The organism is Psychromicrobium silvestre (assembly GCF_013408295.1).
GTDB classification, from domain to species: Bacteria; Actinomycetota; Actinomycetes; order Actinomycetales; family Micrococcaceae; genus Renibacterium; species Renibacterium silvestre.
The window spans coordinates 580637-600351 of record NZ_JACBYQ010000001.1 but is presented as its reverse complement, the minus strand read 5'-3'; the positions used below and the strand labels follow the sequence as shown (position 1 = coordinate 600351).

Genomic DNA, 19715 nt, shown 5'->3' with positions numbered 1-19715 from the left:
CTTGCGCCGACTTCGAGTGAAACCCGGCGTTCTTGGTGCTTAGGTCCCCATGGCCCTTCAGACCACCAAGTTCTGTACCTGTACCCGATGAAAACGGTCCAGGACAATTTCAGCGTGCCTGAGCTCGAACTGCACACGCTCATCGCTCCAGTTCAGCGGTCCACGCAAGGCTTCAGCCAATTCGGTCAACAGTTCCCCCGTGACCAGGCCGCGGAAAGCGAGCGAGGTACGCCGAATTAGCACATCAACCAAATGACCAAGCTGTTCGTGGGCTGCAATATAAGCCACTTCGCGAATGCTCAGCTCATAAGTCGAATCTAGTACCTTGTCGGTACCGGCCTCAAGGTATTCGATGACCTGTTCGGCCCGAGAACCATAACGGGTCAGTAACACGGCCGCGCGCTGCGCATCCACCTGCGGACCGGTGTGCTGCAAGATCCAGCTCTCCACCGCTTTTTCGTCCTTCGGGAAGCCAACTCCGCCGCCAATGGCGAGCCCCGCCGTCGAAACTTTGCGTTCCTTACCGAGCAATTCCAGAACGTCGTTGCTCATATGCTCGCTAAGGGCACGGAAAGTCGTCCACTTTCCACCAACCAGGCTCAGCACTGGAATCTTCCGATCGCCAACTTGCCGGTCGGCGCGTTCGATCCGATAGTCCCGGGAAACGAAACCGGGCTGAGTTGCATCGTGTTTCGGCAGTGGCCGTACCCCGGCAAAGGAGTAGACAATCTGACTCCGGTTCACCTCAATGGTCGGGAAAACATGCTTGACCAGATCGAAGAAGTAATCGATCTCCTCTTCCGTGCAGACCGCGTCCTTGCGCATATCGGCATCCACATCGGTGGTGCCCACCAAGACCCGGTCACCCATCGGGTAGATCAGCACGATCCGGCCGTCAGTGTGCTCAAAGAAAATTTCACGGCCAGCGCAAGCAGCCAGCAATTCAGGGTGATCCAAGACAATATGTGAGCCCTTGGTGCCGCCCATAAAGGAAGTGGCCTCCCCCATTGCCGCATTAGTCTGATCAACCCAGGCACCTGTGGTGTTCACAATGAGTTCCGGAGTGAAGCTGAAGGATTCGCCAGTGAGCTGATCCGTCAGTTCGACGCCGTCCTCAGCGATCCTAGTGACCGCCAGGTAGTTGCTGGCTCGAGCACGCGAGGTATCCGCGCTCCGTCCTGCCTGCTCACCGTCGCGCAAAACGTCCAGGGTGAGCCGTTCGGGATTATGCACCGAGGCATCAAAGTAGGTAGCCGCGTATTTAATGTCCTGGTTGAGCAGCGGAAGGGTCTGTAATGCCTTCTTCCGACCAGCGAACTGGTGACGCGGCACGCTGCCGCCATCCCGAGAGAAGGAGTCGTACAGGCTCAAACCGAGCTTGATCAGGAAGGCGCCGCGTTCCTTGGGCTTGCCTTGCTGTTTGTGAGTGAGGAAACGCAAAGGGGCGTTGAGCACGCCGGAAACTGTGGAAAAAATCGGGATCGTGGTCTGCAGCGGCTTGACATAGTGCGGTGCGATTTTCAGTAGCCCGTTACGTTCCTGAACAGACTCCTTCACCAACCGGAATTCGCCGTTCTCCAGGTAACGAATGCCGCCATGGATCATATGTGAAGAAGCTCCGGAGGCACCTTGACAATAGTCACCGCGCTCCACCAGCACCACATCGACTCCCTGTAAGGCCAGGTCGCGGAAGGTGCCGACGCCATTGATCCCACCGCCGATGATGAGCACCTGCGCGCGCGGTCGTTCGCGGAGCGCACTCACGGTGCTCCGTTCGATGCTGGCAGGGACGGTGGCGGGTTCTTGCTGATTCATACTTCATTCTTGAACCTGAATGAAAATTCAGTCAAGCTATATGCACAAACGTGCAGAAAGGACGGGAACTTTGTCGCGATCACCATCCCTGAGTAATTCGGACAGCCTGAGGGCAGCCCAGATGTACTACCTACAAGATCTCACCATGGATGCCATTGCCCATGAATTGCACACCTCTCGCTCCACCGTTTCTCGGTTACTCTCGGCAGCGCGAGACAGCGGATTAGTACAGATTCAGATCCGTTCACCACAGGAGCTCACACCCGAATTAGAGCGGCAAATCCGCCACCGATACCAAGTCGATGCGCACGTTGTTCCGGTCCCGGACACCCTCAACGAAGGCGAGGTGCTGGATCGAGTAGCGCTGCAAGCTGCCCGGACCATCACGCCGCTGGTGGATTCCAATGCCGTGATCGGTGTTGCTTGGGGGTCCACACTGAGCGCGGTGAGCAGGCATCTGAGGCAGAAAACCACCCATGACTGCACAATCGTGCAACTGAATGGCTCCGGCAACACCAGGACAAGCGGCATTAGCTACGCCTCCGAAATCCTTCGTCGTTTCGGTCAGGCCTATAGCGCCAGGGTGGAGCAATTCCCAGTCCCAGCCTTCTTCGATCGCGCGGAGACCAAAGCTGCAATGTGGAACGAACGCAGCGTGCAGCGCATTCTGGATCTGCAAGAACGAATGACCATGTCGGTTTTTGGTGTTGGCTCGATTGACTCCGATGTACCCAGCCACGTTTATACCGGTGGCTATCTCGATGAGACAGATCTTGACGGGCTAGCCGCTAGCTCGGTGGTGGGTGACGTGGCCACGGTGTTCTTCCGGGCCGATGGGAGCGACGACGGAATCGCCATGAACACCCGCGCCTCCGGTCCACCGCTATCCCAGCTGCGCCAAGTTCACCGCAGAATATGTGTGGTCTCCGGGGTTTCCAAGATCAATGGTCTACGAGGTGCACTCGCCGCCGGTCTGGCCACCGAACTGATCCTGGATGAGGCGACGGCGCGCCGTCTGGTGCAGGAGGATATAACCGTTCATAGCGAGCCACCCGGTAAAGTCGGACTATGACTTCCCCGTTGCTGACGCTCAATTCCGGTGCGCGGATTCCATCACAAGGTTACGGTGTCTATAAGGTTCCTCCGCAAGAAACCGCTCGACTGGTCAGGCAAGCCATCGACGCCGGCTACCGATTAATAGACACCGCCGCGTTCTATCTCAACGAGGAAGGAGTCGGCCAAGCGGTCAGGCAGGCGATCTCCGATGGCGTGGTTAGCCGCAATGAGCTCTTCATTACCTCCAAGCTCTGGAACGATCAGCAAGGCTACGATTCGGCGCTGCGCGGCTTTAAGGAATCCCACCAACGTCTTGGCTTGGACTATCTCGATCTCTTCTTGATCCACTGGCCTGCGCCAGCCCAGGATAAGTACCTAGAAACCTACCGGGCTTTCGAGGCTTTGGCGGCCGACGGCGTCGTCCGCTCTATAGGGGTGAGTAACTTCCTGATCGAGCACCTTGAGCGGCTGCTCCAGGAATGCACTGTGCGGCCCTCCCTCAACCAGGTGGAGTTGCACCCTTGGTTGCAACAAGGTCCGCTGAGAGCATTCCACGCCCAGCATGGCATTCTCACTCAGGCTTGGAGTCCACTGGCCAGGGGGCAAGTGCTAAACGATCCGGGCTTACTGGAGTTATCCGCCGAATTGGGCCTACCGGTAGCCCAACTGGTGCTGTGCTGGCTGCGCGAACTGGGCATCAGCGCGATCCCGAAAGCCTCCAGCGAAGCGCGGATTAGGCAGAATCTTGAACTTCCGACTATGCAACTGAGCCCGCAAACCATGGCCAGAATTGCCGCCCTTGACCGCTTTCAACGCGTTGGCTCCGACCCCAGGACAGTAGGATGAACCGCTACTCCCCCGTGATCCAAGACAGGGTGAGTGAGCATTCCCTTGAACTGAGCGGTTCAACCGTTCACTACTGGGAATACCCCGCACTACCCTGCCCGGCAGACAATTCGCCAGCTCCACTGCGCACGGTATTAGTGGTACACGGTTTCCGCGGTGATCACCACGGACTGGAACGAGTGGTAGAAGCGCTCCCGGGCTTGCGGGTGCTGATGCCGGATTTGCCAGGCTTCGGCGAGTCAGAAGCCTTCCCCAGTCGAGAACACAACATCGCCGGTTACACCGAATTCCTACAGGAGTTTATGACCGCGCTGGGATTGGACGAACGAACCGTCCTGCTAGGCCATTCCTTCGGGTCGATCGTGGCGAGTCATTTTGTGGCTGAGCACCCCGGACGGGTGGCCGAGCTGATCCTGATCAACCCGATTGCTGCCCCGGCTTTAGAAGGACCAAAGGGAGTGCTCTCCAAATTAGCGCAGTTCTATTACTGGGCTGCCGCGAAGCTGCCGGAGAAACTGGGCCAGGCGCTGCTGCGGAGCAAATTGATCGTGCAAGTGATGAGCGTGAGTATGGCGAAAACGAAGGACCCAGAGCTGCTGGAGTTCATCCACGGCCAACACCACGCCTATTTCAGTTCCTTCGCTCATCGGGACATGCTGCTGGAAGCTTTTAAGGCTTCGATCAGCGGTAATGTACGTCAAGTGGCCGAGCAACTCCGGCTGCCAACCTTGCTGATCGCCGGTGAGAAGGACGAAATAGCGGCGTTACCGGCTCAACACGCGCTGCTGGAGCGCTTACCGCAGGCTGAATTGTCGGTGATTGACGGCGTCGGGCACCTCATTCACTATGAGACACCGGCCGAAGCCGCTCAAGCCATCAAGGCTTTCCTGGCCGCACACCCAGACCCTTCGGAGGCAGCTTCGTGAAGATCGTGATGGACGCCCGTTTTACCCGCACCGATTTCCACGACGGGATCAGCCGCTACGGTGCCAGCTTGATTGAGGCCACCGCAAAAATCGCCGAGGTCACCATGCTGATCAATGACGAGCGGCAGCTCAAGCTGCTTCCCGAGGTGCCCTGGGTCAAGGTGAACAGCCCACTTTCGCCAATGGAACTCTTTGTCGCCAGGAAGATCAACCCGCTAGAGCCCGACGCGGTGTTCTGCCCGCTACAAACCATGGGCTCCTGGGGCAGGCGTTACGGACTCATCCTGACCTTGCAGGACTTGATCTACTATCAGCACCCGCAGCCACCGGGTTTCCTGCCGCTTCCGGTACGGATCCTTTGGCGGCTCTATCACCAGGCTTACTGGCCACAACGGCTGCTACTCAACCGGGCAGACTTGGTGTCCACGATTTCGCAGACCTCACAGTCCCTGATCGAGAAATTCCGGCTCACCAAGCGGCCCATCCGGATTGTCGGTAATGCGCCGCAGCCGGGCAAACAGCCGCGCGATCCCGCCGTACAGCCAGAAAAATCTCTCGTCTACATGGGCTCATTCATGCCCTATAAAAACGTGGAAACTATGATCCGGGGAATGGCCGGGCTGCCGGAGTTCACCCTGCATCTGCTGAGCCGCATCACCCCGGAACGCCAAGCCGAGTTGGCAGCTCTGATTCCCCAGGACGCCCGGGTGGTGTTTCATCATGGGGTGACCGATGAGGAGTATGACGAGCTGGTATTACGAGCGACGGCGCTGGTCACCTTGTCGAAGGCAGAGGGATACGGTTTGCCACTGGTCGAATCAATGACCTTGGGAACCCCGGTGGTGGTTGCGGACACCGAGATTTTTCGTGAAGTGGGCGGCCAAGCGGCCAGCTATGTTCCGGAGGATGATTCGGAAGCTTTCGCGACGGCGGTACGCGCACTAGCCGAGCCCGAAGAGTGGCGACGCCGTTCCGCGGCTTCCCTGCAACGCGCCGCCGAATACAGCTGGGAACGCTCGGCAGAGGCCTTGGTGGCTATGGCCGAGGAGGCCGCCGCCCTGCACTCTGAGGGCTAAGGGATCGGCCCGAACTCCTCATCAGAGCAGGTCCACTCCGTCGCATCGCACCTGTACCGGCTCCGTCTGCCGCGAAGCCGAGAGGCTCGCCTTGACGGCGCGCACCTGAGCGAGCACGGTCTGGGCCATGGCATAGGGTACGAAAATGAGGGAACGATATTCCTCCTCGGCGGCAGCCGCTGAATAGCTACTCAGCAGCGCCGGACCGATAACTCGCACCTTTGGGTTGGCCAAATCCGGAAGCTCCAGCCGAGTCATAAACGTGGTCACGGCAGCCAATGCCCCGGTCAATGCAATCAGGCGCACCGCCGGTGGTAGCCCTAGTTCGCGACGCTGTGCTAATTCGCGGGCGGCGAATCCCGCGGGATCCCAGCGCACTAGGGCCGCCGCAGCCTCGCTTTGTGAGGCGGTCAGCACCACGGTTCCGCCTTGCTCAGCCGGTTGAACCAAAGCCGCCGCGGTAAACCATCTGCGGACGGCTTCCTCTGCAGCACGGAGATTTTCTCGGCGCATGAGGGTGTCCCCGTCGAGGAGCAAGGCCGCCGCATAGCCCCCGGCCGCCACCGGTTCGGCGCCCACGGTTGCCACTACAAGCGCTGGTTTGTCCGGAATGGTGGCCTTGACATGGTCATTAGCCGAAGAGATGACCTGCGCCTTAGGGAAAGCTCGGCCCAGTTCCTCCGCGGTACGTCCTGCTCCGCTAACCGTATTGCGCAGCCTGCGCCCCCCACAATGCGGGCAGCTAAAACTGTTCTCCGGGGTCCCGCACCAGCGGCATTGCACCTCTCCGACGGCTCCGGAACGCCCTAGCGGTCCTGCGCATTTGGTACATCTGGCTGATTCCCGGCAATTTTCGCAGGCCAGGGCTGGAATATAGCCGCCGCGTGCCACCTGAATCAGCACCGGTCCGCGCTCCAGTCCCTGCTGCGCCACCTGCCACGCCCGATGCGGCAGTCGAGCCAAGGTGGCGAGTGGATCTCGCTCTGTTTCAAAGCTGTCCGAGGTGTTCACCACCCGCGGGGCAATTCGCCGACTCAGTGACCGCTGCGGTGTGATGGGCTGCGCCCAGCCACTTTCCAGCAGGCGCTCTGCCTCGGTGCTGCGAGTATGCCCGGCTAGCAACACGGCTGCGCCCTGTTGCTCAGCACGTAGCAAGAGAACTTCGCGGGCGTGCTGGTAAGGCGCACGGCGCTCAATCAGCAGATCGTCGCCATCGTCCCAGCAACATAGCAGGCCAAGGTTCTGCACCGGCGCAAAGGCTGCGGAACGGGTACCGAGCACAATCCGGCACTCCCCACTGAGTACCCGCAAAAATCCACGATATCTGGGAGTCGGTCCATCGTCGGCGGTGAGTCGGACATAGCTATCCGCTCCGAGGAGTTCGGCAACAGCAACGCAGAGCAGGTCAAGATCTCGTAAGTCTGGCACTACCGCAATCGCCCCGCGCCCGCTGCCCGCGCAAACGGCGATGGCTTGAGCAAGTTGGTGGTGCCAGGACAGCGCACCGTAGCCACGCAAGGCACCCAGGGTAGCCCGAGGAGATCCGCCAGCAGCCAAGTGTTCCAGGAAATGCTGGGCCCGGTCGTAGCCGCGAAACAACTCCGGATCTAGCACAAACGACGGCGGTGGCATCTCCTGTTCTCCCAGTTCCTTCCCAAGATAGCCCTGTTCCACCTTCGCCGCTCGTGGCGGTACCGCCACCCTGAGCACATCGGAGATTGCTCCGGCATATCGAGCGGCAACGCTAGTGGCCAGCGCGAGGATCTCTGGCTTGAGCACTTGGAGTGGACTGACCACCTTGCCCAGCGGTGCAAGTTTATGTTCGGTGCCTGCCCGAGCCACCCGATCGATCAGGAATCCGGCCAGTTCCTGGCCAGCGAACCGCACCCGGACCCGGACGCCGGGCTGCGCGACTTCATGGAGTTCTGGCGGAATTCGATAATCAAAAAGACGGTCCAAATGCGGTAGCGAGGAATCAATAAGCACCCTGGCGATCGGCAATTGCTCAGCGGTGAGTTGCTCGCCATCTGCCGCTGGTTCGGGCAGTGGCAGCAGCGCTTCGGTGCCCGCATTGCTACTCAAGACATTCCCTCCCGCCTGCTGGTCGATGCAATAAGTCAATCAGCTACCGGTGACAGTCTGAAGCTGCGGCCCACTACCGGACCGTGATCCTCTTTAGGCGCCGAAATAAGAGCGTAGCGCCTCTACCCGGTCCAAGCGTTCCCAGGTGAAGTCCGGGTCTTCGCGACCAAAGTGGCCGTGAGCTGCGGTCTTCGCATAGATCGGACGCTTCAAATCAAGATCGTTAATGATCGCCTGCGGACGCAGGTCGAAGATCTCGCTGATTGCCTGGCTGATTCTGCCCGGATCGACAGTCTCGGTGCCAAAAGTCTCGACATAGGTACCAACCGGGCGAGCCTGGCCAATGGCATAAGCGATCTGAATCTCAGCGCGGCTGGCCAGCCCGGCAGCCACCACGTTCTTCGCCACCCATCGCATGGCATAGGCAGCAGAGCGATCGACCTTCGACGGATCCTTCCCGGAGAAAGCCCCACCACCATGCCGAGCCATCCCTCCGTAGGTATCGACGATGATCTTCCTTCCGGTCAAGCCAGCATCCCCCACCGGTCCGCCGACCACGAAGGCGCCAGCCGGATTGAGAATATGGCGAACCTGGGAAAGATCCAAGCCGGAATCGGCTAGCACAGGATTGATCACGAACTCGGCCAGATCGGCGCGCAACTGATCAAGAGAAGCATTTTCGGCGTGCTGGCTGGAGATCACTACCGTTTGCACACTTACCGGGGTGTCGCCGTCGTACCCGATAGTGACCTGAGTCTTGCCGTCCGGACGTAAGTACGCCAGCTGACCGGTCTTGCGTACCTCGGAGAGCCGCTCCGACAGGCGGTGAGCCAAGAAGATCGGAGTGGGCATAAAGGTGCCCGTCTCATTCGAGGCGTAGCCGAACATCAAGCCTTGATCGCCGGCACCCTGTAGATCATAGCTATCCGTACTACCTGCCCTGGCTTCGAGTGAGTTGAACACGCCGTCGAAGATGTCCGGGGATTGCTGCCCGATGGAGACGGAAACGCCACAACGTGCACCATCGAAACCGTTTGCCGAGGAATCGTAACCGATGCCAAGAATCGTCTCCCGGACGATCTGCGGAATCTCGACGTAGGCGTCAGTGGTCACCTCACCGGCGACATGTACCAAGCCGGTGGTGGCCAGCGTCTCAACCGCTACCCGAGACTCCGGATCGGCCCGCAAAAGCGCATCCAAGATGGCGTCGCTGATCTGATCACAGATCTTATCCGGGTGTCCCTCGGTCACAGACTCGGAGGTAAATAGTCTCAGACCAGGCATGGATTCCTTGCTAAAAGTCACTTCTTCACTCTAACTTCCGCAGTGCTCGCCGGATCGTAGCGATCACTGGAAAGCATCGATTTTGTTCACAATACGTTCGACGACGGCCCTCGCCACCGCTTGCTTGGAGCCTTCCGCTGGCACCGGTGCGGAACCGTCCCGATCCAGGATAAGTACCTGGTTCGAATCCTGTCCGAAAACTTTTTCCTGCCCCTGTCCATCCTGGCCAACCTGGTTGACCACAAGCAGATCGCAACCCTTGCGTTCCAACTTGGCCAGAGCATAATCCAGCACATCTCCGCGCTCATCACCGGTTTCGGCAGCAAATCCGACGATCAGCTGCCGCGCTCCCCGAGCATTGCGCCGAGAGACCAGCCCGGCCAGGATATCGGGATTTCGCACCAAGGTAATCACCGGATCAGCACTGTCATCACGCTTCTTGATCTTGCTACCTTCGGCATGATCGGGCCGGAAATCCGCCACCGCGGCCGCCATGATCACCACATCGGCGGTATCTGCGGCAAGTTCGGTCGCTGCCTGTAGCTCAAGAGCAGTTTCCACCCTTTGCACCGTCAGGGCTGCGCTGGGCAGTGCTACTTCCAGATGTGCGGCTATCAAGGTAACCGTGGCACCGGCTTGCTGTGCCGCCAGAGCCAGCGCAATTCCTTGTTTCCCGGAGGAGCGGTTGCCCAAGTAGCGAACCGGGTCCAGCGGCTCCAAGGTTCCCCCGGCCGTGATCACCACTCGTTTACCGCTCAGGCCAAGGCTCTCAGCACTATCGTGGGATTCCACCAATGCCAGTGCGGCAGCAAAAATCTCCTCGGGTTCCGGCAACCTTCCCGGACCCGAGTCGCTACCGGTCAGCCGGCCCACGGCCGGATCGAGCACGGTGGCTCCGCGAGAGCGCAGGGTGGCAACATTGGCCTGGGTGGCCGGATTAGCCCACATCTCGGAGTGCATCGCCGGCGCGTAGAGCACCGGACCGTGCGCCATCAGCAAGGTGTTGGTCAGCAGGTCATCGGCATGCCCGCCAGCCGCACGAGCCAGTAGATCGGCGGTGGCCGGAGCCAGCACAATCAGATCGGCTTCATGACCTAAGCGGACGTGATTGACCTTCTCCACCTGATCAAAGACATCATTGCTCACCGTTTTGCCGGAGAGTGCTTCCCAGGTGGCCGCGCCAACAAAATTCAGCGAAGCCTGGGTGGGAATGACGGTGACCGAATGCCCCGCCTCGGTGAAGAGCCGCAAAAGGGAGGCAGCCTTATAGGCGGCGATGCCGCCGCCAACGCCGAGGATGATGCGCATCGAGAGACTGTCTACTCGGTAACTTCCGCGACCGGAGCAGCCTCAATCGGCTTGGCCACCAGAAGGCCTTCGTTGACCTCGCGCAGCGCGATGGACAAGGGCTTCTCATTCAGCTTGGTATCCACCAACGGACCGACGTATTCGAAAAGGCCCTCGTGCAATTGCGCATAGTAAGCATTGATCTGACGTGCGCGCTTGGCACCGAAGATGACCAGGCCGTACTTCGAATCGGCTGCTTCCAGCAGCGAATCGATCGGCGGGTTGATAATGCCTTCGGCAGGATTAGACACAAATACTCCAAAAATTACTGGGGCTCAACGCGGGTTTGCGGCAAGTCCCATGAGGGAAACTAGCTCGTCTGCCGCCCTGTGCACACTGTCGTTAACAATGGTGTGATCGAACTCAGGTTCGGCAGCAAGTTCCATTTTAGCGGTTTCCAGGCGTCGTTGCTGTTCATCGGCGCTTTCCGTGCCGCGGCCGATCAATCTTCGCACCAGTTCGTCCCAACTGGGCGGGGCCAGAAAGACGAAACGCGCCTCCGGAACCGCCGCTTTGACCTGCCGGGCACCTTGTAAATCGATTTCCAATAACACCGATTTTCCGGCAGCTACGGCGTCCTGCACCGTGGACCGCAGGGTGCCGTAGCGATTCTGCCCATGCACCACTGCCCACTCCAGAAAAGCGCCCTCGTTAATGAGCTGATCGAACTCTTCGGCGGTCTTGAAGAAATAGTGCACCCCGTCTACTTCGCCCGGACGGGGCTGACGAGTGGTGGCGGAGACGGAAAGCCAGACCTGAGGATAGTTGTCCCGGATGTAGGTCGAAACGGTTCCCTTGCCGACGGCGGTTGGCCCGGCTAATACGGTGAGTCCGGTGTGGAGCTGATCAGGCACTAGGACCTGGCCTGAAGAATATTGGAGTCGAGTAGCTCGATGAGTGCCTTGCGTTGGTGTATTCCTAAGCCGCGCAGCCGGCGGGTGCTGGCGATACCAACTTGTTCCATAATGGCTCGGGCACGCACTTGGCCCACTCCCGGTAGCGATTCCAGCAATTCAGTGACTTTCAAACGACCTAGGGCTTCCTCTGTGGCTGCTGCCTCAATCAACGCGGCGATGCTGGTGTTGCCGTTTTTGAGCTTGCTCTTCGCCTCGGCACGAATGGTACGCGCCTGAGCAGCCTTCGCCAGGGCAGCAGCACGCTCCTGAGCCGTCAAAGGTTTTAAAGTCACTGCTCACCCATGCCTAACCTCGCTTGCGCACGCCGAGGCATCGGCGACGACTAATAACTTTCTTTGAAACCTATCCGCTCTACCCCTGGAAAATCAATCCCATAGCAGAATTTGCCCGTTGGTTCAGGGCACAATTTTACTTTGCAGGAAGGCCCCAAGGACTTCTCGATCACCCGTCGTGATTGCTAAAGAGAGCAGCGGACGGCGGCGCCACAGCCCCAGTAACATGGTCACCGGGTCCGTGGTCAGGCTCGCAACGACCTCCCCGGCACCGACGATCCAGCTCTGTCCGGCTGCCTCAAATCGAAGCGCTGCCGCGGGCTGCTCCACCGTACCGGAGCGAATGCGTTGTGGTACCAGCATGTCCAGTAGCTCGGAGACCCCGTCTAGGGCAGTTTCATTCGACAAGTGGGCTTCCTTGGCCATCGCCGGTTCTTGGCTTCGTAAGCTCTGCGCTAGATCTTCGGCATGCACTAGGTGCTCCATATTCTGCCTTCTGAACCAGAAGGCAGCTAGCCGAGGTGGCGGGCCGAAGCCCCAGCAGGCCAGGCCCGGATCGGTTGCCGTAAGAGCCTTAAACAGATCGCGAGAGGATTCCAGGAAGCCATCGAAGGGGTCCGAGTGGTGTTGTTCAGAATTCTGACCGCGAGGCTCAGGACGGCGATCTGTTCCCGCGGTCGCCAAGGTCTGGATGACGTTTCGGTGCACGTCGCTGAGATGGGCGTAGAGGTCGGAGAGTGTCCAGCCAGGGCAAGCTGGAACGGTAGTTTCCGGCGCCTGTCGTGCTTGCGGTAGCCAATCGCTCATGAAGTGCAGGGAATTGGCTAGTTGTTTCAGGTGGTCCTCGGATGAGAGCTGCGTCACCAGCTCAGCTTAGCCTGCGATTTAGCCCAGATTTCCGATGAGGTGATATAAATCCATCGAATAAACCGAGGTATTTTTGGGCAGATAATCTCGACATTTCAGCCCTTACACCTTTAGAGTTAACCGGTGAACTTTTAACACGCGCCCGTTCTGGCATCTGGATTCTGCTCCCAAACCGCAGAATCCCTTCGAGTTCAACTTCGAACCGTCCATGTTCAACAAGGATCACCCCACGGGGAATATCCCGGCAGCTCAATTTTGTTCCAAAACCACATTCTTAGACTTTTATAGCCGTATTCAACCTTGAGGAGAAGCATGACCGAGACTCAGAGCCACCCACCCAGTCCCGATCTGGAGCGCCGAAATATGCAGGTCATTTACCTGCTCCTAGCCGCCACCTTCGTGGTTTTTCTCAACGAGACCATCATGAGCGTGGCACTAACCCCACTGATGAACGATCTGCATGTGGATGCCAATACAGTGCAGTGGCTTTCCACCGCCTTCATGTTGACCATGGCCGTGGTTATCCCCATTACCGGCTTCCTGTTGCAACGGCTAACCACCCGACAGGTCTTCATCACCGCGATGATCTTTTTCAGCGCGGGTACCTTGCTGGCCATTGTGGCCCCGGGGTTCTCCGTTTTGCTGATCGCCAGAATCGTCCAGGCTTGCGGCACCGCAATTATGATGCCGCTGCTGATGACCACCATCCTGCAGTTGGTTCCGGCCTCCTCGCGAGGCAAGACGATGGGCAATATCAGCATCGTGATCTCAGTGGCCCCGGCCATTGGCCCGACCATTGCGGGCATCATCCTGAGCCTGGGCTCATGGCGCTGGATGTTCGGCGTGGTACTTCCCATTGCCCTGGTGATGCTGGCGATTGGTTACCGTTGGGTGCGCAATGTCAGCGAACCGAGCAAGGCACCTCTGGATGTGGCCTCGGTGATCTTGTCCGCCTTTGGTTTCAGCGGTCTGGTCTACGGACTCAGCCAGCTCGGCCATACCGGCACGGATGCCTCCCCAGGTGTTCTCGTCGTTTCGCTGGTCGTAGGCGTCGTTGCGCTGACCGCCTTCATCTTCCGGCAGTTGTCCTTGCAGCGTAGTGATCGGGCTTTGCTCGATCTACGGACTTTCCGTAACTCTTCCTTCACCGCCACAGTGGTGATGATGTTGGTGGCCATGATGGCGCTCTTCGGCACCATCATCTTGCTGCCGATTTACCTGCAGAGAGTGCTGCATGTGGAGAGCCTATGGGTGGGGCTGATGCTGCTGCCTGGTGGACTGGTTATGGGGCTCTCGGCGCCGATTGCCGGCCGGCTCTTCGATAAATATGGTCCGCGTCCGCTGATTGTGCCGGGCACCATTCTGGTCACCGCGGTGCTCTGGATGCTCTCCATGGTGAACGCGAACACCTCGCCCTACTACCTCTTGGTGATGCATATTTTGCTCAGCTTGGGGCTGGGGTTTGTTTTCACTCCGCTCTTCACCGCGGGGCTGGCTTCCTTGGAGCCCAAGCTCTACTCGCACGGTTCGGCTATCGTTGGCACCGTCCAACAGGTGGCCGGTGCGGCTGGTACCGCACTCTTCATCGCCGTGATGAGCTCTCAAGCTGCCGGATTGGCGGCAACAGGTTCAAGCGATGAAGTGGCCACGGCAGCGGGTATCCGATTGGCCTTTATGATCGGAGCGATCCTCTTTACCGCGAATATCGTGATCGGCTTCTTCATTCGGAAGCCCGCCGATAGCGTGACCTCCGAGGCACACGAGGGTGTAGAAGCCCCGGCGCACTAATTCGAAAAAGGCAGGGCACTTAGTATCGAAAGCGATACTAAGTGCCCTGGTGTTTTAGCCTTGGTGTTTTAAGCGGCTAGTTCGGCCAGCGCCTGTTGGGTGGCTGCCCGCAGCGCTACCGATTCAGGTCCGACGACGGCGATCCCCCGACTGGAGGTAGCCAGCACCTGAGAATAAGCGGCGCCGAAGACCGCGCGGAGGTCAGCCGCGGTGGCTCCTTGAGCACCAAAACCGGGAGCCAGGATAGGCCCCTGCAAGGAGCCGAGGTCAATCTGCAAGCTACGCAGTGCCTCCCCCACGGTGGCACCGATCACTAGACCGGTGGAACCCCAGCCGCCCCCAGTTTTCGCTGCGCGAGTGTTCTCCTCCGCCGCGGAACGCACAATTCGAGCCGCCACCGAGCCCTCGGGATCGGCAGCGCCGACATGCTGAACGCTCGGACCTTCCGGATTGGAGGTCAGCGCCAGCACGAAGACACCACGCCCTTGCTCGCTAGCTAAGTCCAAGGCCGGTCGCAGCGATTCAAAACCCAAGTACGGGCTGAGCGTGACGGCATCGGCGGCCAGCGGTGAAGCCTCGTCCAGCCAGGCCTGCGCATAAGCAGTCATGGTAGAACCAATATCGCCGCGTTTAGCGTCCGCAATGGTCAGTACCCCCGCTTCACGAGCTGTGGCGAGCAGTTCCTCAAGCACTGCGAAGCCTGCGGAGCCGAAGCGCTCGAACAAAGCCACCTGTGGTTTGATCGCTGGCACCAAATCGGCCACCGCCTCCAAGAGAGTGAAGGAGAATCGCTTAAGCGAGACCACGTCCTGATCCAGGCCCCACTCCCGTAGCAAGGAGGGGTGCGGATCAATGCCGACGCAAAGCTGGCCACGGGCGGCCATCGCGGAACGGAGTTGGTTACCGAAGGACTCAGCCATTCGAGGACTCCTGCCCTGCGGCTTGCAGCAGAGTCTCCGCGTGCTCCTGCAAGCTAGTCACCGACCATTCGAAGCTGCGCATAGCCTCGATGGCTAGCACGGCAACGTTGAACTCGGCCACCGTGGTGATGCACGGAATGCCGATCGAGGTCGCAGCCGCACGGATCTCATAGCCGTCGCCGCGAGCTTCACCACCGGAGGGGGTATTGAAGACCATATCGATCTCCCCCGCCACGATCAGGTCAACAATGGTGCCCTCGCCCTCGGCGCTGGCTCCTTCGGCAACCTTGCGCACCGTGGTGGACTGAATGCCGTTTCGACGCAGCACGTCCGCGGTGCCACCGGTGGAGACGATCTCAAAACCGAAGTCGGCGAGCAGTTTGACCGCCATGATGACCGCGCGCTTATCCCGATTCGCCACCGAGACGAAGACCTTGCCCTCGGTGGGAAGGGCATTATTGGCCGCGGCCTGGCTCTTCGCGAAGGCGGTATCGAAGTGCCGGTCGATGCCCATCACCTCGCCGGTGGAGCGCATCTCCGGACCGAGCAGGGAATCTACCACCTCGCCCTCCGGGGTGCGGAAGCGACTGAACGGCAGTACCGCTTCCTTGACCGCCACCGGGGCACCCAAGGGAAGGGAACCGCCGTCGAACGTTTCCGGGATCATCTTGTACGCGCTGCGTAGCTGGTTGACGGTCACCCCGGTGCCGATCAAAGCGGCAGCCTTGGCCAGTTGGACGCCGGTGGCCTTGGAGACGAAAGGTACCGTCCGGGAAGCGCGCGGGTTGGCTTCTAGGACATAGAGCACATCGGAGGCCAGCGCGAACTGAATGTTGATCAAGCCCCGTACTCCGACCCCTTCGGCGATAGCCCTGGTGGCCTCGCGGACTCGGTCGATAACATTCGCTCCCAGGGTGATGGGGGGCAGCACGCAAGCCGAGTCGCCCGAGTGAATCCCGGCTTCCTCGATGTGTTCCATCACGCCGCCCAGGTAAAGTTCCTGGCCGTCGTAGAGAGCATCGACATCAATTTCGATGGCGTCCTCCAGGAAGCGGTCAATCAGCACCGGATGGTCCGGGGTGATCTCGGTGGCACCGGCGATGTAGCGGGAAAGCTGAGCCTCGTCGTAGACGATTTCCATTCCTCGTCCGCCGAGCACATAGGAGGGGCGGACCAGCACCGGGTAACCGATTTCGTCCGCTACGCGTTTGGCATCCTCAAAGGAGACCGCAGTTCCGTTCTTGGGCGCAATCAGGCCAGCGTTATCTAGCACGCGGGCAAACTGGCCACGGTGTTCGGCCAGATCGATGGCTTCCGGCGAGGTGCCAAGAATCGGCACTCCGGCATCGGCCAGGTCCTGGGCAAGCTTGAGTGGAGTTTGCCCGCCCAGCTGAACGAAAACACCCATCACTCCCCCGGTGCGTTCCTCGGCAGCGATTACCTCAAGCACGTCTTCCAGGGTCAGCGGCTCGAAGTACAGCCGGGTGGAGACGTCGTAATCGGTGGAAACGGTTTCCGGGTTGCAGTTCACCATCACGGTTTCGTAGCCGGCCTTGCGCAGCGCCATTGAGGCATGCACGCAGGAGTAGTCGAACTCGATGCCCTGACCAATCCGGTTCGGCCCGGAACCCAGAATGATAATCGAGGGCTTCTCGTGCAAAGCTACTTCGTCCTCCAGGTCATAGGAGGAGTAGTGGTAGGGCGTGTAGGCAGCGAACTCAGCCGCGCAGGTATCTACCGTCTTATAGACCGGGCGGATACCTAGCGCCTGCCGAACACCACGCACAACGCCTTCGGTATTGTGCGTCAATTCAGCGATCTGGGCATCCGAGAAGCCATGCCGCTTGGCCCGCTGCAGCACGCCGGCATCAAGCTGAGCGGTTGAACGCAGTTCAGTCGCGATTTCGTTCAGTAACTGCAGCTGATCCAGGAACCAGGGATCGATTCCGGTCGCTTCATAGAGTTCCTCAATGGAGGCACCTCCGGCCAAGGCTCGCTGTACCTGCCCCAGCCGGTCGGTGGTGGGACGCTTCGCGGCCTCGATCAGATCAGGCACGTCGAGCGCGTTGACGCTGCCGAAATTCAGCTGGGTGCCCTTCTGCTCCAAGGAACGCAGCGCCTTTTGCAGGGCCTCGGTGAAGTTCCGACCAATGGCCATCGCCTCGCCCACGCTCTTCATCGTGGTGGTCAGGGTGGGATCGGCCGCCGGGAACTTCTCGAAGGCAAAGCGCGGCACCTTCACGACGACGTAATCCAGGGTCGGTTCGAAGCTCGCCGGGGTCTTCTGGGTGATGTCGTTTGGGATCTCGTCCAGGGTGTAACCGAGCGAGAGCTTGGTAGCGATCTTGGCGATAGCGAAGCCGGTGGCCTTGGACGCCAGGGCTGAAGAACGAGAAACCCGGGGGTTCATCTCGATCACCACCACCCGGCCGGTGCTCGGCTCGATAGCGAACTGAATATTGCAACCGCCGGTATCGACGCCCACCTCGCGGATCACAGCAATCGAAATATCGCGCAGCTTCTGATACTCACGATCGGTCAGCGTCATGGCCGGAGCGACGGTGATCGAATCTCCGGTGTGCACGCCGACCGGATCGAAGTTCTCGATCGAGCAGACCACCACGACATTGTCGTTTTTGTCCCGCATCATTTCGAGTTCGTATTCTTTCCAGCCCAGGATGCTCTCTTCAAGCAATACCTCGGAGGTGGGGCTGTACTGGATGCCTGCCCCGGCGATCCGACGCAGGTCCGCTTCGCTATAAGCCAGCCCGGAACCCAAGCCACCCATCGTGAAGGAAGGCCGAACAACCAATGGGTAACCCAGATCGGCGGCGGCTTCGAAGGCCTCGTCCAGGGAGTGCACAATATGCGAACGGGCGGATTCGGCGCCGCAGCGCTCTACTACGCCCTTGAACTTCTCCCGGTCCTCGCCGAGCTCGATGGCGGCAATATTCGCGCCGATCAGCTCGACGTTGTACTTGGCCAGCACGCCGTTCTTATCCAAGGCAATCGCGGTGTTGAGCGCGGTCTGTCCACCCAGGGTGGGCAGCACGGCGTCGGGCCGTTCCTTGGCGATGATCTTCTCCACCACCTCGGGAGTGATCGGCTCAACGTAAGTGGCATCGGCGAACTCGGGATCGGTCATGATGGTGGCCGGGTTGGAGTTGACCAAGATGACCCGCAGACCCTCTTCCTTGAGCACCCGCAAAGCCTGGGTTCCGGAGTAGTCGAACTCTGCGGCCTGGCCAATCACAATCGGGCCGGAGCCGATCACCAGAACGGATTTCAAATCTTCTCTTTTAGGCATTACTCGGAGTCCTCTGCGGTCTTAGCCTGGTGTGCGCTGGCGGTGCTGCGCATCAAGTCAATAAAACGGTCGAATAGGTAGGCGGAATCGTGCGGACCGGCCGCGGCCTCCGGGTGATACTGCACCGAGAAAGCAGGTAGGTCAAGGCAGTTGAGGCCCTCCACGACGTCGTCGTTCAGGCTGATATGACTCACCTCGACCCGGCCAAAACGGCTCTCCGGGGCGTCGCTAATTCGCTCCTTGGGTGCGTCCACCGCGAAGCCGTGGTTCTGCGAGGTGATCTCCACCTTGCCGGTGGCTCGGTCCATCACCGGCTGGTTAATGCCGCGGTGACCATAGCGCAGTTTATAGGTGCCGAAGCCGAGCGCCCGGCCCAAAATCTGATTACCGAAGCAGATTCCAAAGAACGGGATCTTCTGGTCCAGCACCTCGCGGAGCAGACCGACTTGGGCATCGGCCGTGGCCGGGTCCCCAGGGCCATTGGACATAAAAACTCCATCGGGCTGAACCGCCTGGATGTCCTGGAAGGAAGCGGTAGCAGGCAACACATGTACCCGCACCCCGCGCTCCGCGAAACGCTGCGGAGTCATCGCCTTAATGCCCAGATCCAGGGCGGCAATGCTGAAAAGCGGCTGCGTACTGCCGTCCGGGGCCTGCCAACCGTGATCGGAGGGTTCTACCGTGTATGCCTCGGAGACGCTGACCTCTTCGGCCAGCTGTAAGCCTTCCATCGAGGCTTGCGAGGTTACCTCGGTGAGCAGCTGGGCGGCAGGCCGCTGTGCATCCGCCCCGGAGAAGATGCCTGCTTTCATCGCCCCACGCTCACGCAGATGCCTCGTGATGGCACGGGTATCAACGCCCTGGATGCCGATGATGCCCTGAACTATCAGCTCCTCGTCCAGACTGCGCTGAGAACGCCAGTTGGAGGCGCGGCGGGCAGGATCTCGGACGATATACCCAGCCACCCAGATCTTGCGGGACTCGGCGTCCTCATCGTTGACGCCGGTATTGCCGATATGCGGCGCGGTCTGCACCACCAGCTGCCTGGCGTAGGAGGGATCGGTGATAGTTTCCTGGTAGCCGGTCATGCCGGTGGAGAAAACGGCCTCTCCTAGGGCGGTTCCGGTGGCACCGTAGCTGCTGCCGTGGAAGCTGGTCCCGTCTTCGAGAATCAGCACGGCGCTGTTCTGAGGTTCTGCGGACTGAGTCATA

16 protein-coding genes are annotated in these 19715 nt (G+C 59.8%); 5 read left to right on the top strand and 11 right to left on the bottom strand.

What is annotated here, in order from left to right; genetic code table 11:
• Positions 1-57: 57 nt before the first annotated feature.
• Positions 58-1815, bottom strand: a complete 1758-nt coding sequence (locus FHU41_RS02865) for a glycerol-3-phosphate dehydrogenase/oxidase (protein WP_179388127.1) — start codon at positions 1813-1815, stop codon at positions 58-60.
• 40 nt (positions 1816-1855) lie between these two features.
• Here FHU41_RS02865 and FHU41_RS02860 point away from each other — a divergent pair, with 40 nt between their 5' ends.
• The 4 genes from FHU41_RS02860 to FHU41_RS02845 are packed head-to-tail and all read left to right on the top strand — an operon-like array spanning position 1856 to position 5719.
• The gene (locus FHU41_RS02860) at positions 1856-2887 is read left to right on the top strand and encodes a sugar-binding transcriptional regulator (RefSeq protein ID WP_425503231.1); all 1032 of its coding nucleotides are present in this window, start codon (positions 1856-1858) and stop codon (positions 2885-2887) included.
• On the top strand, positions 2884-3717 hold the full coding sequence (locus FHU41_RS02855; protein WP_179388125.1) for an aldo/keto reductase: 834 nt from the start codon (positions 2884-2886) through the stop codon (positions 3715-3717). Before FHU41_RS02860 ends, FHU41_RS02855 begins: the two co-directional genes overlap by 4 nt.
• Positions 3714-4643, top strand: a complete 930-nt coding sequence (locus FHU41_RS02850) for an alpha/beta fold hydrolase (protein WP_179388124.1) — start codon at positions 3714-3716, stop codon at positions 4641-4643. The genes FHU41_RS02855 and FHU41_RS02850 overlap by 4 nt, the downstream gene beginning before the upstream one ends.
• Positions 4640-5719 carry a glycosyltransferase gene (locus FHU41_RS02845; RefSeq protein ID WP_179388123.1) on the top strand — a complete coding sequence of 360 codons (1080 nt, stop codon included), beginning with the start codon at positions 4640-4642 and terminating at the stop codon, positions 5717-5719. Before FHU41_RS02850 ends, FHU41_RS02845 begins: the two co-directional genes overlap by 4 nt.
• Before the next feature lie 21 nt (positions 5720-5740).
• Here the strand turns inward: FHU41_RS02845 and FHU41_RS02840 are convergent, their stop codons facing one another.
• The 7 genes from FHU41_RS02840 to FHU41_RS02810 form a co-directional block, all read right to left on the bottom strand.
• Positions 5741-7801, bottom strand: coding sequence for a primosomal protein N' (locus tag FHU41_RS02840; protein WP_179388122.1), 2061 nt, complete (start codon positions 7799-7801; stop codon positions 5741-5743).
• A 93-nt stretch (positions 7802-7894) separates the two neighbouring features.
• Entirely contained in the window at positions 7895-9085 is a 1191-nt protein-coding gene (metK, locus tag FHU41_RS02835) for a methionine adenosyltransferase (RefSeq protein ID WP_179389095.1), read from the bottom strand.
• Between the two features lie 63 nt (positions 9086-9148).
• Complete coding sequence (coaBC, locus tag FHU41_RS02830) at positions 9149-10393, bottom strand: bifunctional phosphopantothenoylcysteine decarboxylase/phosphopantothenate--cysteine ligase CoaBC (protein ID WP_179388121.1); 1245 nt, start codon at positions 10391-10393, stop codon at positions 9149-9151.
• 11 nt (positions 10394-10404) lie between these two features.
• Entirely contained in the window at positions 10405-10683 is a 279-nt protein-coding gene (gene rpoZ, locus FHU41_RS02825; RefSeq protein ID WP_179388120.1) for a DNA-directed RNA polymerase subunit omega, read from the bottom strand.
• 24 nt (positions 10684-10707) lie between these two features.
• Positions 10708-11286, bottom strand: a complete 579-nt coding sequence (gene gmk, locus FHU41_RS15020) for a guanylate kinase (RefSeq protein WP_179388119.1) — start codon at positions 11284-11286, stop codon at positions 10708-10710.
• The gene (gene mihF, locus FHU41_RS15015) at positions 11286-11621 is read right to left on the bottom strand and encodes an integration host factor, actinobacterial type (protein WP_179388118.1); all 336 of its coding nucleotides are present in this window, start codon (positions 11619-11621) and stop codon (positions 11286-11288) included. Before mihF ends, gmk begins: the two co-directional genes overlap by 1 nt.
• Before the next feature lie 123 nt (positions 11622-11744).
• Positions 11745-12485: a maleylpyruvate isomerase family mycothiol-dependent enzyme gene (locus tag FHU41_RS02810; protein ID WP_179388117.1), complete on the bottom strand. Its 741-nt coding sequence runs from the start codon at positions 12483-12485 to the stop codon at positions 11745-11747.
• A gap of 315 nt (positions 12486-12800) precedes the next feature.
• Here FHU41_RS02810 and FHU41_RS02805 point away from each other — a divergent pair, with 315 nt between their 5' ends.
• On the top strand, positions 12801-14276 hold the full coding sequence (locus tag FHU41_RS02805) for an MDR family MFS transporter (protein WP_179388116.1): 1476 nt from the start codon (positions 12801-12803) through the stop codon (positions 14274-14276).
• A 68-nt stretch (positions 14277-14344) separates the two neighbouring features.
• Here FHU41_RS02805 and pyrF read toward each other — a convergent pair whose 3' ends face one another.
• From pyrF to carA, 3 genes are read right to left on the bottom strand one after another with little or no spacing between them, the layout of a single operon-like run.
• Entirely contained in the window at positions 14345-15196 is an 852-nt protein-coding gene (gene pyrF / locus FHU41_RS02800) for an orotidine-5'-phosphate decarboxylase (protein WP_179388115.1), read from the bottom strand.
• The gene (gene carB, locus FHU41_RS02795; protein WP_179388114.1) at positions 15189-18503 is read right to left on the bottom strand and encodes a carbamoyl-phosphate synthase large subunit; all 3315 of its coding nucleotides are present in this window, start codon (positions 18501-18503) and stop codon (positions 15189-15191) included. Before carB ends, pyrF begins: the two co-directional genes overlap by 8 nt.
• On the bottom strand, positions 18503-19714 hold the full coding sequence (gene carA, locus FHU41_RS02790; RefSeq protein ID WP_179388113.1) for a glutamine-hydrolyzing carbamoyl-phosphate synthase small subunit: 1212 nt from the start codon (positions 19712-19714) through the stop codon (positions 18503-18505). The genes carB and carA overlap by 1 nt, the downstream gene beginning before the upstream one ends.
• Between the last annotated feature and the right edge of the window lies 1 nt (position 19715).

Excerpts from the sequence above, each read along its gene's own strand:
- metK (WP_179389095.1), bottom strand. The coding sequence starts at position 9,085 with ATGCCTGGTCTGAGACTATTTACCTCCGAGTCTGTGACCGAGGGACAC.
- coaBC (WP_179388121.1), bottom strand. The coding sequence starts at position 10,393 with ATGCGCATCATCCTCGGCGTTGGCGGCGGCATCGCCGCCTATAAGGCT.
- carB (WP_179388114.1), bottom strand. The coding sequence starts at position 18,503 with ATGCCTAAAAGAGAAGATTTGAAATCCGTTCTGGTGATCGGCTCCGGC.
- FHU41_RS02855 (WP_179388125.1), top strand. The coding sequence starts at position 2,884 with ATGACTTCCCCGTTGCTGACGCTCAATTCCGGTGCGCGGATTCCATCA.
- FHU41_RS02805 (WP_179388116.1), top strand. The coding sequence starts at position 12,801 with ATGACCGAGACTCAGAGCCACCCACCCAGTCCCGATCTGGAGCGCCGA.
- FHU41_RS02850 (WP_179388124.1), top strand. The coding sequence starts at position 3,714 with ATGAACCGCTACTCCCCCGTGATCCAAGACAGGGTGAGTGAGCATTCC.
- FHU41_RS02865 (WP_179388127.1), bottom strand. The coding sequence starts at position 1,815 with ATGAATCAGCAAGAACCCGCCACCGTCCCTGCCAGCATCGAACGGAGC.
- FHU41_RS02860 (WP_425503231.1), top strand. The coding sequence starts at position 1,856 with ATGCACAAACGTGCAGAAAGGACGGGAACTTTGTCGCGATCACCATCC.
- carA (WP_179388113.1), bottom strand. The coding sequence starts at position 19,714 with ATGACTCAGTCCGCAGAACCTCAGAACAGCGCCGTGCTGATTCTCGAA.
- pyrF (WP_179388115.1), bottom strand. The coding sequence starts at position 15,196 with ATGGCTGAGTCCTTCGGTAACCAACTCCGTTCCGCGATGGCCGCCCGT.